The organism is Niabella pedocola (genome assembly GCF_021044425.1).
Taxonomy (GTDB): Bacteria; Bacteroidota; Bacteroidia; order Chitinophagales; family Chitinophagaceae; genus Niabella; species Niabella pedocola.
Map to the genome: position 1 here is coordinate 2,334,422 of NZ_JAJNEC010000005.1, position 17,255 is coordinate 2,351,676.

Genomic DNA, 17,255 nt, shown 5'->3' on the forward strand with positions numbered 1-17,255 from the left:
ATAATGGAGAGAAGGGCTGCGCTTGGTAATAAGGGCTCTTTTCGGGGACGAAAAAAGATCCCTCTTGCCGGGCATCAGTGCCTATGAATAGAACCGGGATCTAACGGTCAATCAACCGGTTTTTTACAAATTCATCAAAGAAAAATGCCCGGTACGCATCGCCGATGGGTAGCTCGTGTTCGCGGATGCGGATGCTGTTATTGCTGAAAGAAGCAATATGCTCCACGTTGATGAGATAGGACTTGCTGATGCGTACAAAAACCTGCTGCGGCAATTGCTCGTGGATGGTTTTTATATTCATGGCGGTAATGAGCTTCCTGTTTTCCAGGTAAAGCACTACATAATCCTTTAGGCCCTCAATAAACAACACCTCCCGGAAAAGGACCTTATAATACTTCCGCTCCGATTTTATAAACATATAATGGGCGGCAACCGATGCAATGGTATTATGGGTTGGTTGGTGCAGCAAACCATGGTAGGCGATGGCTTTTTGTACCGCTTTCAAAAACCGGTCGTGATGGATGGGCTTTACCAGGTAATCGATGGCCGACAGCTCATAACTGTCAATGGCGTACGTTGTATGGGCCGTAATGAAAATCACCAGGGTGGTGCCGGAAAGTGCCGCCGCCAGCTCCAGCCCGCTCATGCCGGGCATTTCAATATCCAGAAAAACCAGGTCTGCAGGATGCTGTTGCAGGAACAGGAGCGCCGATGCCGCATTATTGAAACTACCCGTAAGCCTTAATTCCGGGATACCGGCTATCAGCAATTGCACCCCTTCACGGGCCAGTGGCTCATCATCAATAATAATGCAGTTCATAATGGTAAAGTTAATACAACCTGGTAATGATCCGGAGCCTCGTCTATCTGAAGATGGTGCCGGCCCTGGTACAGCAGCTCCAGTCGCCGGATCACATTTGCCAGGCCCAGTCCGCCCTCTTTAGGACGGATGCTGGCCATTGCAGGACGGGAGTTTTTGCAGGAAAAATAAAGTTCGGTGTCCGTGGTTTTAAACAGCAGGTGCACCTGCGATCTGCCGCTCGGATCCGCGCTGTGCTTAACGGCATTTTCAACAAAACTGATGAATAAAAAAGGCGGCACCATCCGGTTTTCAGAAAGCTGCGCTGCAGTGATGCTGAATGTAAACTGATCCCGCCGGAGCTGCTCCAGTTCCAGAAAATCATTCAGGAAGCGGATTTCTGAAGCCAGCAATACGGCAGCGCGTGCGCTATCGTATAACTGGTAGCGCAACAGGTCGGAAAGTTTTACCAGAACGGTTGCGGCCAGTACAGGATCTTTCTGAATAAGAATATGGGTATTATTGAGCGTATTAAATAAAAAATGCGGGTTTACCTGGCTTTTAAGCTGGTTGAGTTCCGATTGCAGTCTGGCCACTTCTATTTGCCGGAAACGGTCAGCATCTTCGATCCAGCGCTGGAGTAATTTAATACTGGTAGATGCTGCCAGCAATACACAGAGGGCAAAGAGAAAGGAAAACACCGTATCCAGGGTAATCGTCTCGTCTTTTGGCGGTATGATCCGGTAGGGAGCAATCAGTTGCCGGCCACCTTCAAAGATGAGAAAAAAACAGCCGATGGCGGTAAGAAATACCAACAGGAAATAACTAAAGTAGCGGCGCCGGAATAAAAAACGGGGTACAAAGTAATACATATTCAGATAAGGGAGACCCGTAAGCCAAACCAGCAATACCACTTTCATAATGACTGCTCCTGCCAGGCTGTACTCATCATTTTTGCTTTTTACCACCAGCAGCCCGATCAGCAAAATGCAAAGCAGGTGCCGCCAGGGGCGCCATTGAGGACTCATAAAAAAACGCAGCCACAGGTTGTTGCTCCGGTCCTGAGCCAGCTCGGTATAAGGGGTTGCCATATCTGCAAATTAGGATTTTTAAGCGATTGAAGAAACGCGCGTGCAACGCTGTGCCCGGGCTTTTTTAAAAGTATAAGTGCCGGGAGGGTTGGTATAAAAAACAGGAGGGTTGGTATAAAACCTGCCGGTTGCGTAATAGCGGCTGATACATTTGTTTTTTATAATGAGGCAGTCTTTTTATTTTCCGATGAGGCAGCAATACCGGAAGTGTATGTACCTGGCGGCTTTATTGCTGATAGCGGTCGGGGCCCGGGCATACAGCTATGGAGAGCATAAGGAAATCGGGGACCAGGCCTTTGCACTGTTCCTCAAACAATATGGTTTCAGGCAGAACGATTCGCTCCTGTACTACTATTGGGGAATAACAGCAACGGATAAAACCGGTTGCTTTTTCCCGGAGCTATCCGGTGATGATGCGCTTCAGGTTACCTATGGTATGTTGAACGCATTGAGCGGTGATCATGAAAGCGATCCGTTGTTACTGGAAGAACAATTGCGTAGCCGCCATTCGGTGATCCGTAAAATTGCTGCCCTGCATCAGCAATATCTTGCCATGGGGTATGCCGCGGCCCCGGATGGAAAACTAACCCGGGTAGACCTGCGTTATGCTTTGCTGGCGGCGGTGAATCTTGCCCATTTTTACGAATACGGGAAAACCTTCCGGCAACAGTTCCGGCATTTTAGTAAGACATTTATCCGGGATTGCCAGAACCCTTCGGCAGTGCCGGCTGCTTTTAAAAAACTGGGGAAGACGAATACGCTTAACATGTATGTATCGCTGCATATACTGGCCATGGACCTGGCAGAACAGGGCGGACGGCTGGCCCGGGACGGCAACGGGGAAGGTGCCCGAAAATTGCTGCTTTACGCCCTGCTTTTTAACGGGTTTGCCGATCATTTTCTGGAGGATGCTTTTGCTGCCGGGCACCTGGTAGTAAACCGGAGCATACTGGCCACTATTACAAATAACAAGGCCTTGCATGATTTTTATTCCGAGCATGGCTGTACGGTTGTAAACAGCAAGGGCGAACGGTGGCATGCCTATGGCGACGGCCAGTTTAACCGCCACCATCACCGCTGGCAACACCAGGCCACATTGGGTGCCCTCCGTTATGAGTCGTATACCTCCGAAGCCCGTCGCATTATTGAAGCGGTGCGGCTTTCATTGAATGATGTGGCCAACGCTTTTTATGCGGCTTACCACAATGAAACAGCCATACCGTTCCTGCAAACCATTCCCGATGATCCGGAAATGCAACCCGCCTTTTTCCTGGAGCATCTTTCTGCGCTCCGGCTGGTGCCCCTTCCCTTTGGATCTGATCTTTCTGTATGGATTGAATCTGCATCCCTGCTGACCCCTGAAAACCGGCAGGCCGTGCAGCCATTACAGCATCGCAATTTTATCCGCAACCGGGTCGCCAATTCTTTTATCATCACCACAACCGGGGCTTTTGCCGATCATCAGCTTAAAGGGGCAGGCCTCCGGTTCAATGCCGGTAATTTCAGCCGGAAATTTGAGTATAACAGCGGCGGAACAAAGAAGGGCATGCTGGATTACTGGCATGGGTATACCGTTAGTTACGACCTGCTGGATATAAAGCCCGTGCCGGAGTCATCCGTATTTCAGCGGGCACAACTGCTAAAGGCCGGCATCCGCAGCAATGTAGATTATTGGGTCAGCAACCGCAAATTTGTAGGCTTGTACAGTTATATGGAGGCAGGCCTGCAATTTTCCGCAGGCAGTACGTCTTTTGTATTTGTTCCTTCTGCCGGTATCCAGTTTGCATCGCTCTTTAATCTGAATTATTACAATATGCCGGTTTGGGCAAGGGTGCCCCTGCAATACCTGTTGCCGCTCAAGTTCCGGGCGGGCAGCATCATCGCCCCGCGTAATAAACCCCGCTTTTTTTCTTCCCTGGATCTGGACCTGTTTTTTTGAGTGTACGGTGCTGTGAGGTCTGATAAAAGCGAGCTGCAAACCCCACAGCACTGTTGCTTTTTGTAATAAAAAATCTGTGATAAAATTTCTTATTACAAAATCCGTATCACAAATCTGTAATAAGGATTTTGTAATAGTAAAAAATATTACAAATATTTTATTACAGGCACATCGTAAATTTGAACTGGCTAAAACATAACATATGAAATACTTCAGAGCGCAACTGCACCTTACCCAACAGGAACTGGCCGTCTTTTTAGGTGTTTCACAATCCCTTTTGAGTATGTATGAAAAAGACCGGCGCGAACTGCCCACACAGGCATCACTAAAGCTGGCCCGGTTAGAATCGGAGCTTCATCAATTTCAGCAGCAAAAAACAGTACCGGATCCCAAAGAAGCGCAGCGCGAACAAAAAAGAATGCAGCAGCTGGAAAAGCTGCTGGACCGGCAGGCCCGAAAAGCGGAGGCGGATCTGCTGCGTTTAGGCGAGGCGCTGGATAAAATGAAGCAGCAGCAAAAACAACTCAGCCTGAAGCGGAAGTTTATAAAAAAGCTGATGATACCGGGAAGTTCCTGGCTGGAAGATAAGCCCTTGCTGCAGAACATGGAGCTTGATGCGGAAGCGGCCCTGGATGGTTGTAACCTGGTCAGCCAGCAAAAGGCCGCGTATCAATTGTTGTTGTTAAAAGCCCGGATAAAGGCGGCGCGGCAGGTACAGCAAACAGTAAGGCAATCGCTGAAGCGTTGGCCGGGGAGTGAGGGCTGATAACCAACTGCTGCTACGGATGATAGGCATAGGCCACCTCGTACCGCATATTTTTCAGCTGTGGCAGTAGCCGGCCCATGGGCAGGTCGTCCTTCTGGGGGGTGGGTTCGCAAACGGAGTATTGTTCCCCGTTAAAAACAATGGAAGTACCTACGGGTTTTTCCAGCTTCACGGCGATGGTAACATGTTGCGGATACACCAGCACGATCATGGGCCGGTTGTAAAGTTCTTTTACCAGGTAGAAAAAGAACAGCACCCGGTCTTCACAATCGCTGCCTTCGTACAGCAGGGTTTGTTCCGGCGTCAATCGCTTTTCCCGGCCAAACTGGCGGGTGTCTTCCTCAAAAGGAAATGCATACCGTGTAAAGCGCATCAGGTAATCGATGCCATCTTTTACAGAACGGCCTTTCAGTTCTTTTTTCAACATAGGAATGAGCGATGCATGGGTGGCATTGCTCACCGGTATGGAAAAATACGTACTGTAATCTACGGTCGGATAGTTGGCAAACAAGGTTTTGATCTTGGGATTTACCTTTACCTGGTAATCATAATCCTGGTTATAAACGGTAAACTTAAGATCCCGGGTGATATAATCTCCGGTTTCGAAACGGGGCAGTTTGGTAACCTTATAGGAAAAAGACCGCTGCTGTGGAACAACAGGAAGCTCCACTTCCTTAAAGGGCGTTTTTTCAAAATCAATATTGCTACCATAGTCGTGATAGTTGAGGCATACATATTGTTTGTCCTGCTTCATCCGGTAGGGAATATTGTATATGTTTTCATCGCTTTGGATATAGAACAAGAGCTGCCGGCCATGCAGGCTGAGCATCGGGTTAAAGCCGGATTGCAGCATAAAGTACCACTTGTACAGGGTATACCGGATATAGTTCTGCTCTTTCGGGCTGATTTGCTGCACTACGGCACGCACCAGCTGGTAATACAGCCAGTCGTCTGCACCCTCCGCTGTTTCGTATTTTTTTAAAGCAGCCAACACCCCGGAATAATCCTTTTGCCGGATGGTGGTGTAAAAATTAAGAATGCTGGAGTCGGATAAGGTGTTTTCATCAATCTCTACCCGTTGCGCTTCGTTGCAAACAAATTGAATACTGTCGCCATAAAACAGGAATTGCACTGTTTTAGGGCCGCTACCCGCATATATTTTTGAAATCGACAGGATACAGCACCATATAAGCAACACTTTTTTCATTGCACCGGAATCTATCCAAGTTACAAAATTTAATGATTATTTAATATTAAATTTTGGAAGATCCCGTATAAGACATAAAAAGGAGTGCAGTGTCATAGGGCTCCGCTGAGAACGTAGACCATAGATACTGAAATAAATTCAGCATGACAAAAGAGGCTGCCTTTCCTTCCTCCCGGTGTCTCCTGAAAGGGACGCCGGGACGTACCGCCACAAGAAAGCGGGGCGCTCTTTCGAGCAGCCCCGCTGAGAAATGGGAACCTCTGGCGTAAAACGCTTTAATACCCGGGATTTTGTACCAGGGCTGTATTTTTATTCATCTCATCCCGGTTGATGGGGGCGTAGTACATTTTATTGACCCATTTCCGGTTTTCGTGGGCTTCATTCACCACCGGCGTATAGGTATAATTATAAATGGTTTCATCATGCCGGTAAATATCGGCCAGTTGCTTTCCAGACTGAAAGGTTCCCACTACATTGATAAATGTAAGTTTGCGGCCCAGGGTTTCCTGGGGAATCATCCAGCGCCGCACATCAAAATACCGTTGTTCTTCAAAAACCATCTCGATCCGTTTTTCGTTCCGGTACCGGTTTTTAAGAGCGGCTCCTGCGTCGGTAACAGCGGGCATCCCGGAACGGAAACGGATCCGGTTGAGCCATAACCGAGCTTCGGCTTCTTCACCCAGCTCTATACAAGCCTCTATATAATTAAACACGGCTTCCGTATACCGGAAGAAGGGCCAGGGCACCAGTTGTTTGGTATTGGCATCTACAATTTTGGGGTCGGGGTCGGTAAACTTACGCATATAATAACCGGTGCGGCTGCCGTTCCAGTCTTCAATAGCACTGCTGCGGGTGTCCAGCCCGTTAAACGTGATCTTTTTGCCACCGACTACCAGGTCGTATTGTCCGGTCTGGATCTGGTTGGCGGGGTCTACATTCCCGGAGATCAGGTCCCGGGGCTTCCAGGGAGCACCGTCATAGAGGATGGTAGCGTAAAACCGGGGATCGCGTCCAACATAGGGCTTTGCCTTCTGTGCCGGATTGCTCCAGCTGAACGGTGTGCCATCTGCCATTTCATAATCGTCTGCCAGCAAACCGATGGGCGTGTTGCCGGCCCAGTTATGGTACCCGTTGGGGCCGTTGTACAGGTTAATGCTTACCCCAGCGCCTGTATTTACATTCAGGTTGTAGTAGCGGCCAAAGATGACCTCCGACCCGGCATTGGCGTCCATACCCAGCGCCTTGCTGTAGCCGCTCATGGCAATGGACATATAATTGGTTTTGCCTTCTGTGGCCGAAACCGGCGCGCCCAGGCTGAGCTTGTACCCGCCTCCGAGATCCATAACGGCCTTAGCGGCTGCTTTTGCTGCCGTCCAGCGCGCCTTCCGGTCGCCACCGGCATAACCAAACAGCTCCGGTTTGGGATGGCTGGCCAGCTCGGGGAGTTTTGTTTTGGCCAGCGGCAGGTAATTCAGATCACTGGCGGCATATAAGAGTACCCGCGACTTGAGCGCCAGTGCTGCCCGTACGCTAGCCCGCCCTTTATCCATGGTGCTGGTGTTCATCAGCCAGATGGCGCTATCGCAGTCGGCCGTGATAAAATTGACGCATGCTTCAAAATTGTTCCGCGGCACATTGTAATCCTGGTTTAAATCGTATACCTGGGTAATAATGGGAACGCCACCGTAATAGCGCAGCAACTGGTGGTAAAAATAAGCCCGGAGAAAATGTGCTTCGCCTTTGAGCCGGTTGGCCAGGACGGTATCGATCTTCGGAGCCGCCAGTTTTTCCAGTGTAAGATTGGCTGCCCGGATATTGTCGTACAGGTTTTTCCAGCTGTAGCTTTCGGGGATCCATCCCACGCCGCTGGGACTGGCACTGCCTTCCATTACGGTGTTGATGTTGCGTCCTGTGTGGGTAAACGTGGCTTCGTCGGTAAGGGAGGCCAGCATCTGTTCGTCAAAGCCGCCTACGCCCAACCCGTATACGCCTGTTCCTCCGCTGTAAATGCCGGTAACAAAGGCCTGGGCCAGTGCGGGGTCCTGCCAGGCGGTTTCTTCGGGTACCTGTCCTGTGGGATCGATGTTCAGAAACTCCTTACTGCAGCTGATAACTGCACATGAAATGACCATAAGGATCAAAAATGGCCGGTATGTATATGTTTTCATTTTTATTGGAATTAAAGGATGAGGTTAAAAACTTACAGTGGCGCCGATGTTAAGGATGCGCGACTGGGGATAATACTGTCCGTTGCCGCTGGTAGATTCGGGATCCCAGATCTTCATTTTATCCCAGGTGATGAGGTTTTGGCCGTTGGCAAAAATGCGGACACTGCTGATAATATTCCGTACCCGTTCCGGCATGGCCAGGTTGTAACCGATCTCCACATTCTTCAGCCGCAGGTAGTCGCTGCTCCGCAGGAAATAGGTATTAAAACGGGCTGCGCCTCCGGTGTAATAGGTATTGCCCCTGCTGGCAATCCGGGGATCCACACTGCTGGGATTGTCAATCGTCCAGCGGTTGTCGAATGAATATTGGAGATAGTTACCGATATCGCCGGACTCCGTGCCGAAAAACAGCAATCCGCCCACAGCGCCCTGGAACATAAAGCTGAGGTCAAGGTTCTTATATCCTACGCTACCGTTAAAACCACCGGTGAAATAGGGGTCGCGGGTTTTGTCGAGGGCCACCATATCATCTCCGTCGATCTTATTATCGCCGTTATAATCTTTTATTTTCATATCGCCGGGCCGGAGCGCACTTGTGAGGGCACTGTAATCCACCTTATTGGCATTAATTTCTGCCTGGTCTCTGAATACGCCGTCATACTGGTAAGCCACGATGGTAAACCCGTTGGTGCCATAGGGTTTACCGGTGGTACGCTGCCATTCCGGTACGCCCGCCGGCTCGCTGGAGTAGAGCACTTTGTTTTTGGCATACCCGCCGTTCAGGCCAAGGGAATAACTTACCTGGCCAATATCATCACGCCAGCCGATCTTAAATTCACCGCCACGGTTCAGCATTTTTCCTTTGTTCACCGGCGGCAGTTTCCCGGAAATACCGCTGCTTTGCGGTACCAGTCCGGTTTCTGCGATCAGCGCTTTATCCCGCAGGTTGCGGAAATAATCCAGCTCCAGAGTAAGGCGGCTGTTTAAAAATGCGGCGTCCAAACCAATATTCATGTTATTACCCACCTCCCAAGTGAAGTTCTGATTGGCCACCCGGTTTTCAATAAGGGTTTGCACTACGGCGTCATTCAGCACATAGGTACTAAAGGGATAAGCGGGAATGAACTGGTATTCGGCCAGTATGCCGCCAAAATAGGGCTCAGCCCCCATCTGCCCCCAGGATCCGCGCAGCTTCAGGCTGTTTACAAAAGAAACGTTGTTCTTGAAAAAGGGCTCTTCAGATACCCGCCAGCCGGCAGTGATCCCCGGGAAAAAGCCAAACCGTTTGGTGGGCGGAAAGATATAAGAACCATCATACCGCCATAAAAACTCGAACAGGTATTTTTCGGCATAGTTATATCCCACGCGGCCAAAATAGCTCAGGCGTGCCCGCCGGTACGATCCTCCGCCATTGTTCTTCTCGAGGTCGCCGCCCACATCCAGCACATCCAGGGCATTGGAAAGATAGTACCGCCGGAATGCACGGAATCCTTCATAGTCTTCGGTTTCCCGCTGTACTCCTGCCAGGAAGGCCACCGTATGTTCCCCGAATTTTTTATCATAGTTCAGCAAGCCGGAAAGATTGATGTTCAACGTGTTTTCCGTCCATTGATTCAGCCTCGGGTCGGTAAATGTAGAACGCAGTTCCCGGGTCAGTTTGGGAGTAACCCCATCCGCTTCATAAGAGCTGCGGTCCCAGGAGTACAGGTACCAGGGCGTTTCGAACCGCTTTTGATTTTTGATGTATTTATCAATGGCCGCTGTACCGGTGATCTTCAGGCCTTCCACACCGGGGATGAGGATCTCCAGTTTTCCGTTGGTTTGTATATAATCCCGCTTGTCGCGGTCGTAACCCGTTTGATTGGTGGCGATCACCACCGGGTTTTGCCCGTATTCGATATCTCTTCCGGGCAGGCCATTGGGCCATACGGCGGGTTCATTGGGCTTGCCGCGCATCAGCATGCGGAAAATTTCCCCGGCGGTTTCGGTGGGAAAGTACCGGTATTCTTCCCGGGCAGCGATGCCCATGGTAAGGTTCATATACTGGTTCAGTTTGGCATCGAGGTTTAAACGGAGGTCGTATTGCTTATAGCCGGTAGCCGAGTTCTTATAATAGGCGTCCTGGTTCTGGTAGCCGATGGAGCCCAGGTAACGGATATTTTCCGATCCTCCGGTGAGCTGGATATTATGCCGCACCTGGGGCGACCATTTTTTAAAAGTAGCGCCAAACCAGTCGGTATTGGGATGCCCCCAGGGGTCGGATCCGTCGCGGTATTGCTGCATATCGTCCGGGAAAAAGCCAACGGGAGAACTTACGGTGGCGCCATTGTCGGTACGCTTATAGGTGCCGGTGGTGGTAAGTGCCTTCCATGCTGCGTTCCATTGATCTACCGGCACATTTTCGTAAACGGCCAGTTCATTCCGGAGGGTGCCGTATTCCACGGCATCGGACATTTTCGGAATACGGGTAGGCTGGGCCCAGCCCTGGTTAAAGGTATAGGACAACAACGGTTTACCGCTTTTTCCTTTTTTGGTAGTGATGAGGATTACCCCATTGGCGGCGCGCGACCCGTAAATGGCGGCAGACGCATCTTTTAATACGGAAATGCTCTCAATATCATTCGGGTTCAGGCGCTCCATACCTCCTTCCCTGTCGGGTACCCCGTCGATTACTACCAGTGCACTGGAGTTGCCCAGGGAGTTGGTACCCCGGATGCGGATCGTGGAACCGTCGTACCCGGGTTCGCCACCAGTATTAATGGCCGTAATTCCCGGAAGCCGGCCGGCCAGGGTATTGGTGAGGTTGATGGTAGGTGTTTTAGCCAGTTCGGCACCTTTTACATCCGCTACGGCGCCGGTAAGCGTTACTTTCTTTTGTGTGCCATAGCCCACCACTACCACATCGGTCAGCTGTTCGGTGGCGTTGCTTTTGAGCGTTACCTGGATGGTTGCCTGGTCGCCGATCACCACTTCCTGCGACTGATAACCCACATGGGAAATGACCAGCGTGCCTCCGGTATTGGGTACTTTTATGGTAAAGTTACCGGATGTGTCCGTAGCAACGCCGGTGGCGGATCCCTTTAGTAAAACGGATGCTCCGCTAATGGGGGCACCGGTTTCATCGGTGATTTTGCCGGTAATGATCTTTTCCGGAGGAGCGGTTCGGGTGTTGCCGGCAGCACTTCCATACAAACCGGGCAGTAAAAAAATAATCAGGAACAGGAACAGGCGTTTGAGCGGAGGCCGCTCAAACAGGGTTGCATAGCCGGCATGGCTACGCAATTGCTGCGTGTACATAGCATTTCTGGTTTAGAGGTTTACATTAAAAAACGGTTGATGGCAAAGACAAGGGCTTACGATCGTTACAGGCTTTGATCAACGGTTACATTTCTCAACCTCTAAAAACGAAAAAAATGAAAAATAATTGTAGAAAGTACAAAATAAAAAACAGGCGGCATCAAAAGACGCCTGTTTGTTGTGCCGGGTTCTTTATTTGCAAGGTCACCCAGCCACCCCTGATTTTCTTTCAAGGTCTATTTCTGCTTTAGGATCTTATCAATGATATATAGATACCGAAACAATCCCGGTTTATCAGGACGGCATGACTATGGGCGACTTTGGTCAGCACCAATCGAATCAAACCCTTTGCGGGTTATCTTGAAATATATTACGGGCTGTAAACAGGAATTGCAATTTCCCCTGAAAATGGTAAAGAAGGGTAATGATATCGTAGGTATCTGTATGGCACCAAGGTTTCCCCTGCATCACCATTGAACCCCTGCCGGCTATTTCTTTTTGTCGAACATCAGTTCTTTAACCTTCTCTTTATCTTCTTTCTCTCTCTTCAGGTCGAACATAGTGCCAAACACATGGTCCCAGATGGTGCTGCTTACGCCAAAGCCCTTATGCTCATCCTTGTAGTGGTGCAAGTGATGATTCCGCCATAATCCTTTCATCCACTTGAAGGGCGGATTCCAGGCGTGAATGGCATAATGCATGGTACCATACATCAGGTAGCCGAGCATAAAGCCAGGGAAAAACATCAGGGCCAGTTTTCCCAGGATCAGGTAAAAGACACCCAGTAACACAGAAGCAATAATGATGCTGGGAACGGGAGGCATAAACAGGCGCTGCCGGTCTCTTGGGTAATGATGGTGGTTGCCATGCATTACATACGCAATTTTTTGTGCAGCAGGATTATCGCTCACCCAGTGAAAGATAAAACGGTGGGCAATATATTCAAAAAAGCTCCAGAAAAAGATACCGATAAAAAAGATCAGCAGCACATAGGCTACAGAATAGTTGTAGGCAACATGACTGTAATACAACATGTACACAATAACCGGAATATACATGCCCCAGATGACCAGCGGGTGTGTCTTCGTCAGCATCTCCAGATAATCGCTCTTAAAAAGTCTTGCCTGCCCCTTGTTGTGTATTTTATCAAACTGCATAGTGCAAAATTAAATCAAAAAAAACAGATACCTCTCTTAATACAACCAATTGGCAAATAACCCCTATGGTTTGTTGAATTAATTGATTAAAATGTTGCTTTCGATCAATGCGTATATACCAACACATGGATCAACGAATGGTTTTAGAGGTAAGAAAATAAATCGTACAAACAAATGTTTGTGTTATTTATAAATCAATTTCCACTGGCTTAGATCCGGGATCACTGTTCTTTTTTTGTTTCGTTCATAGTTATAAATGGTTTGTCCCACTTCTTTAAAAAACGGGTACCCGGTTTCTTCATATTCATATTTATTGTCATTCAGAATGCCGTCCTTATTTACATAGATGGTAGCGCTGAGCATAAACTCAACGTTGTTTTTAAAATCAACCACATAACAATAATCGGTCAAAAAACCATAACTCCAGCCGGCTTTATTAAATACCCGGATATGATCCGGAAGGGGGTCTTTGCCTGCCCTGAAAAAGAAAAATTTGGTATAGCTGTTAAAAAATTCCGCCGTATCATAAGCGGGGAAACGGCTCTCATAGGGCAGCTCCGACATATAAGTGTACAACATGCGATAGTTGTCTGCTGTTAAATGAAACCGTTGTTCGGCTGGTACAGATTTGGGGAACAAGACACTGCGCAATAAGCGATGTCCGTCTTCCAGCGGAAGATTATTGTGTTCTGTAAAGTCCATGGGCTCGTTGATGAGGCTGTCGTTTTTATCCCAATGTCCGTTGCCCACCAGTATTTTGGTAGCGGGAAAGCGGAATTGAAGGTCGCTGTAAGCCGCCGGTTGTGTAAACAGGGTTTTTCCATCCTTTACAAACCGGATGGGATTGGTGTGCCGGTTTTCTTCGGAAGTCATGGGCACAAAACGGCGGGTGATGCGGATATCCTTATATCCCTTTTCCCAAAGAGTTGCATTCAATGTTTTTTGACCCACAAATTCATACAGCCGGTTATAGGCGTCATTATCACTTACAAGAAAGATCTTCTTAATATAATGTTCAATGGAAGGAAAACCGTTTTCAGCAGTTGCATCTTTTGTTACAGCGGTTTGTCCGCTGAAGGCGCTGTCTGTAAGCATGGATGTTTGAGCGGTAACCGTTTTTCCCATGCGGTTCAGCTTTTCCAGCGCAGCAAAGGCTACCGGCATTTTTACGGTAGAGGCAGGATTAAAATAACGGTTACGGTCTACATTCAGGTAGTGATTGATAAAGCTTGGCTGCTGCTGCGCATCCCGCTTTATTTCCGTGTAAATCAACTGGTACTGATATATTTCGGGTTGCTCAAGAATAGACTGTAATAAAGGAGATGCATGCTGCTGCAGCAGCTTCATAAGCCAGGGATCATTTTTTACCTGTGCATCAGTTTTGGACATCAGGGTGCATATGAAAATGGTGAGAAGAACGGGTTTCATTTTGTTAAGATAGGTCATTTGGATCAAATACCGCCATTGCCCAAAGGCCGGGCTGAAAGGCTATTTGCAGGGGGTATTCAGAAATTTCAGGGTTGTTTTGTTGTAATCGCTATACATATGATGATCAGAAACCGCCAGGCTTATTTGTTGAAAAACGAACATTCGCTGGTCAATACTCAAATTGTTCAGTTGCGGGAATGCGGCTGGGTTCGCCTGGTAATCTGAAAGCAGGGCATCGGATGTAGAAAGAAAATAATTTTTAGTGTTGAGGTACCCTTTTTGTTTTAATTCGTTAAAGACGGCCGCAGATGCAGGAAGGCTCAGCTGGCCGCTCCGTGCAAACCGTTCGGAGTACAGGGGCGAACGCTCTTTTACCAGGTATCGGCTGCAAAGGCCGCGGCCGGCAATGGTTTGCGCGTTGCTCAACGCGGCAGCATTGCCCGCAGGTCCCACATTGGGGTTCTGGTCAAAGCGGGCCATGCAAAACTGAAGCGGGGTGCCGGTTATTTGTGCGATCTGGTCGCCGGAGGGAGCACAATAGCTAACGCCGGCCTGGAACCTGTAAATCGTAGAAAGGGCTGTTGCAAAATTGCCGCCGTTGCTCATACCCACCGCATATTGGGGCAGCCCGGAGGGCAGCAGTTGCCGCTGGCAAAAAGTTTGAGTGAGCACACGGATATTGGCGTAGTCTACATTTGTGACGGTGTCCCAGGGAAGAACGTTCCACCGGATGGAACCGTCCCCGTTCAGGTCTGTTTCCGTAGTGGCCTCTTCTGCTTCGGTAATGATTACGGCAAAATGGTCATGCACCAGGTCTTTGATCAGCTCCTGCCATTCGAAGCCGGCGACCAACGCCTTCGCACTGCCGCTGGTTCCGTGCAGCAGATAAACGATCCCTTTGGGCTGGGCGGGAAAATAATAGTACACCGGTTTCATCCGGTCCCGGCCCCGTAGTTGCTCCCATTGCAGTGTAAAAGCTGCCGCGGGTTCAGTGGTTCCGGTAAAATGAACGTCTTTCCCCGGCATGATAAACCAGGTATGCCATTCATCCGGTGCAGCCAGCAACGCAGGGTAATCACTACTCCAGCCCGCAAAGACCTGATCCTGTGTTAAAGCCTGGCTGAATACATGTACCGTATCGCCGGTTTTGTACCGGCCGCTTCCGTAACCATTGGTGATGGTAACCGTAAAGCTATCCGTTTTTGCCGGCGCCCCGGCCGGAGCCGATTGTTTGCTGCAGGAAAAACATGCAGCAGACAGGTAAAGCACTCCCAAAATAGTAAGTAGCATCTTCATATCACCTGTTTGTTTGTTTTGACGGCAATCTGCGGCAGGTGTTTAACCAATACCGTCTGGTGCTATAAAATTGTTTTTGAAATTTCTCCCCGGCGATCCCGTAAATTTGCAGCCAAAATTTTGTATATATGAAGGAGACTCCTTTTACCAAAAAGCACCTGGAGCTTGGAGCCAAAATGGCTGAATTTGCAGGGTATAATATGCCGATCAGCTATTCCGGGATCAATGAAGAGCATCAAACGGTAAGAAAGAATGCCGGTGTATTTGATGTAAGCCATATGGGGGAGTTTATCCTGAAAGGTCCCAAAGCGCTGGACCTGATACAGCGGGTTACGACCAATGACGCTTCCAAACTCAGGAACAATCATGCACAATACAGCTGCTTTACCAATGAGCAGGGAGGTATTATAGATGATCTGATCATTTACTGTATCGAAGAACACAATGTATATATGATTGTGGTAAACGCCGCCAATATCGACAAGGACTGGAAATGGCTGAGCGACCATAATACAGATGGCGTTGAAATGCACAATATTTCCGATAAAACGGCCCTGCTGGCCATACAGGGACCAAACGCAACAGCCATATTGCAACCGCTGACAGATACCGATATCCTGAATTTAAAATACTATACGTTTGAGAAAGGCCGGTTTGCCGGTGTGGATAATGTGCTGATCAGCGCTACCGGGTATACCGGTTCCGGCGGGGTGGAGATCTATTTTGAGGACAAGGACGGTGCCGCAGATAAGATCTGGGATGCCATTTTTGCGGAAGGTGGTCCCAAGGGCCTGAAGCCGATCGGTTTGGCCGCCAGGGATACCCTGCGACTGGAAATGGGGTATTGTTTATACGGCAATGATCTTAATGATACCACCACGCCACTGGAAGGAGGGCTGGGCTGGATCACCAAGTTTACCAAGGAATTTACGGCAAGTGAACTGCTGAAAAAACAGAAGGAAGCCGGGGTTACACAGAAACTGGTGGGCTTTGAACTGGAAGACAAAGGTATTCCACGCAACGGATACGAGATCTGCGATGAAAACGGAACCCGGATCGGTACGGTTACTTCAGGAACCCAATCCCCTTCCCTGGGAAAGGCCATCGGGCTGGGGTATGTGCAAACAGCTTTTGCAGCTTTTGAGACCCCCGTTTTTATTAAAGTGCGCGATAAATTATTAAAAGCCAGGGTGGTGAAACTGCCCTTTGCCTGATTTTCAGGGGCAGTAACATTCGCAGCTGCTGGTTCTTTAAAATGACAACATTGTTGCCGGGGTGATTGTCAGCCGACGCCTGACGGGGCTGACAATCACCCCGTATTGTTTTATTTTTATCAAATGAGTAATCAACCGACCCTTTATACATCGCTTTCGCCTGCGCTGATCCATCTTTACGACCTCAACAATACCGTTGTGGTGGTCATTGATGTATTCAGGGCTACTTCCACTATTGCAGCTGCCCTGTACAACGGCGCTCAGTACATCATTCCCGTTGATTCGGTACCCAAGGCTATTGAAATCAGCAAATCGGTAAAAGGAATTGCTGCCGGTGAGCGCGACGGGAAACTGGCCGATGGCCTTAGTCATGGGAATTCGCCCATGGAATATAAACGCGACTTTATTGAAGACCAGGTGCTGGTGCTGACGACTACCAACGGAACACGTTTATTGCATATGGCCCTGGAGCAGGGGGCAGACGATATCGTTACAGGGTCTTTTCCCAATCTTTCATCCGTATGCAATTATTTAATTGCCCAGGGTAAAAACGTGGTGCTGGCCTGTGCGGGGTGGAAAGATAAATTCAACCTGGAAGATACGTTGTTTGCCGGGGCGGTCATCAGCCAGGTAAAGGCGCATTTTTCCATTCATTGCGATAGCTCTTTTATGGCGGAATACATGTACCAGCACAACAAGCACGACCTTTTAGGTTTTGCAAAACAACTAACGCATTACCACCGCCTGGTAGACCGGTTTGGATATATTGATGACATTGCATTCTGTTTACAGGAAAATGTAGCTGATGTATTACCGCTTTACAGGGAAGGCCGGCTGATCCGGCAGGAATAACCTATAAAAATAGCATATTTTTTATAAACAACAGAATATAA

Annotated in this window: 12 protein-coding genes; 4 read left to right on the plus strand and 8 right to left on the minus strand. The window is 48.9% G+C overall.

The genetic code is table 11. The annotated features are described in order from the left end of the window. Nucleotides 1–100 precede the first annotated feature (100 nt). Complete coding sequence (locus tag LQ567_RS17205) at nucleotides 101–820, minus strand: LytR/AlgR family response regulator transcription factor (protein ID WP_231006642.1); 720 nt, start codon at nucleotides 818–820, stop codon at nucleotides 101–103. Continuing rightward, on the minus strand, nucleotides 817–1,890 hold the full coding sequence (locus LQ567_RS17210) for a sensor histidine kinase (RefSeq protein ID WP_231006643.1): 1,074 nt from the start codon (nucleotides 1,888–1,890) through the stop codon (nucleotides 817–819). Before LQ567_RS17210 ends, LQ567_RS17205 begins: the two co-directional genes overlap by 4 nt. A 187-nt stretch (nucleotides 1,891–2,077) precedes the next feature. On the opposite strand from LQ567_RS17210, the gene LQ567_RS17215 reads away from it, so the two are divergent. Beyond that, nucleotides 2,078–3,829 (plus strand): hypothetical protein, encoded by a 1,752-nt coding sequence (locus LQ567_RS17215; RefSeq protein ID WP_231006644.1) that lies wholly within the window; start codon nucleotides 2,078–2,080, stop codon nucleotides 3,827–3,829. A gap of 202 nt (nucleotides 3,830–4,031) precedes the next feature. Beyond that, the gene (locus LQ567_RS17220; protein WP_231006645.1) at nucleotides 4,032–4,595 is read left to right on the plus strand and encodes a helix-turn-helix domain-containing protein; all 564 of its coding nucleotides are present in this window, start codon (nucleotides 4,032–4,034) and stop codon (nucleotides 4,593–4,595) included. A 13-nt stretch (nucleotides 4,596–4,608) separates the two neighbouring features. Here the strand turns inward: LQ567_RS17220 and LQ567_RS17225 are convergent, their stop codons facing one another. The 6 genes from LQ567_RS17225 to LQ567_RS17250 all read right to left on the minus strand — a co-directional run bounded on the left by LQ567_RS17225 (nucleotide 4,609) and on the right by LQ567_RS17250 (nucleotide 15,148). After that, nucleotides 4,609–5,802, minus strand: coding sequence for a hypothetical protein (locus tag LQ567_RS17225; RefSeq protein ID WP_231006646.1), 1,194 nt, complete (start codon nucleotides 5,800–5,802; stop codon nucleotides 4,609–4,611). 275 nt (nucleotides 5,803–6,077) lie between these two features. Then, nucleotides 6,078–7,970: a RagB/SusD family nutrient uptake outer membrane protein gene (locus LQ567_RS17230; RefSeq protein ID WP_231006647.1), complete on the minus strand. Its 1,893-nt coding sequence runs from the start codon at nucleotides 7,968–7,970 to the stop codon at nucleotides 6,078–6,080. A gap of 24 nt (nucleotides 7,971–7,994) precedes the next feature. Next, nucleotides 7,995–11,267: a SusC/RagA family TonB-linked outer membrane protein gene (locus LQ567_RS17235; RefSeq protein WP_231006648.1), complete on the minus strand. Its 3,273-nt coding sequence runs from the start codon at nucleotides 11,265–11,267 to the stop codon at nucleotides 7,995–7,997. Nucleotides 11,268–11,755: 488 nt separating this feature from the next. Further along, nucleotides 11,756–12,424 (minus strand): sterol desaturase family protein, encoded by a 669-nt coding sequence (locus tag LQ567_RS17240; RefSeq protein WP_231006649.1) that lies wholly within the window; start codon nucleotides 12,422–12,424, stop codon nucleotides 11,756–11,758. Nucleotides 12,425–12,607: 183 nt separating this feature from the next. Beyond that, nucleotides 12,608–13,813 (minus strand): serine hydrolase, encoded by a 1,206-nt coding sequence (locus LQ567_RS17245; RefSeq protein WP_231006650.1) that lies wholly within the window; start codon nucleotides 13,811–13,813, stop codon nucleotides 12,608–12,610. A gap of 99 nt (nucleotides 13,814–13,912) precedes the next feature. After that, entirely contained in the window at nucleotides 13,913–15,148 is a 1,236-nt protein-coding gene (locus LQ567_RS17250; RefSeq protein WP_231006651.1) for a hypothetical protein, read from the minus strand. Between the two features lie 128 nt (nucleotides 15,149–15,276). Between LQ567_RS17250 and gcvT the strand changes: the two genes are divergently transcribed. Together gcvT and LQ567_RS17260 are read left to right on the plus strand one after the other, a co-directional pair. Then, nucleotides 15,277–16,362 (plus strand): glycine cleavage system aminomethyltransferase GcvT, encoded by a 1,086-nt coding sequence (gcvT, locus tag LQ567_RS17255; RefSeq protein ID WP_231006652.1) that lies wholly within the window; start codon nucleotides 15,277–15,279, stop codon nucleotides 16,360–16,362. Nucleotides 16,363–16,485: 123 nt separating this feature from the next. Next, nucleotides 16,486–17,214, plus strand: coding sequence for a 2-phosphosulfolactate phosphatase (locus LQ567_RS17260; RefSeq protein WP_231006653.1), 729 nt, complete (start codon nucleotides 16,486–16,488; stop codon nucleotides 17,212–17,214). Nucleotides 17,215–17,255: the final 41 nt, after the last annotated feature.

Coding starts and splice junctions, on each gene's coding strand:
- LQ567_RS17210 (WP_231006643.1), bottom strand. CDS start 1,890: ATGGCAACCCCTTATACCGAGCTGGCTCAGGACCGGAGCAACAACCTG.
- LQ567_RS17215 (WP_231006644.1), top strand. CDS start 2,078: ATGAGGCAGCAATACCGGAAGTGTATGTACCTGGCGGCTTTATTGCTG.
- LQ567_RS17240 (WP_231006649.1), bottom strand. CDS start 12,424: ATGCAGTTTGATAAAATACACAACAAGGGGCAGGCAAGACTTTTTAAG.
- LQ567_RS17205 (WP_231006642.1), bottom strand. CDS start 820: ATGAACTGCATTATTATTGATGATGAGCCACTGGCCCGTGAAGGGGTG.
- LQ567_RS17260 (WP_231006653.1), top strand. CDS start 16,486: ATGAGTAATCAACCGACCCTTTATACATCGCTTTCGCCTGCGCTGATC.
- LQ567_RS17250 (WP_231006651.1), bottom strand. CDS start 15,148: ATGAAGATGCTACTTACTATTTTGGGAGTGCTTTACCTGTCTGCTGCA.
- LQ567_RS17230 (WP_231006647.1), bottom strand. CDS start 7,970: ATGAAAACATATACATACCGGCCATTTTTGATCCTTATGGTCATTTCA.
- LQ567_RS17235 (WP_231006648.1), bottom strand. CDS start 11,267: ATGTACACGCAGCAATTGCGTAGCCATGCCGGCTATGCAACCCTGTTT.
- gcvT (WP_231006652.1), top strand. CDS start 15,277: ATGAAGGAGACTCCTTTTACCAAAAAGCACCTGGAGCTTGGAGCCAAA.
- LQ567_RS17220 (WP_231006645.1), top strand. CDS start 4,032: ATGAAATACTTCAGAGCGCAACTGCACCTTACCCAACAGGAACTGGCC.
- LQ567_RS17225 (WP_231006646.1), bottom strand. CDS start 5,802: ATGAAAAAAGTGTTGCTTATATGGTGCTGTATCCTGTCGATTTCAAAA.
- LQ567_RS17245 (WP_231006650.1), bottom strand. CDS start 13,813: ATGTCCAAAACTGATGCACAGGTAAAAAATGATCCCTGGCTTATGAAG.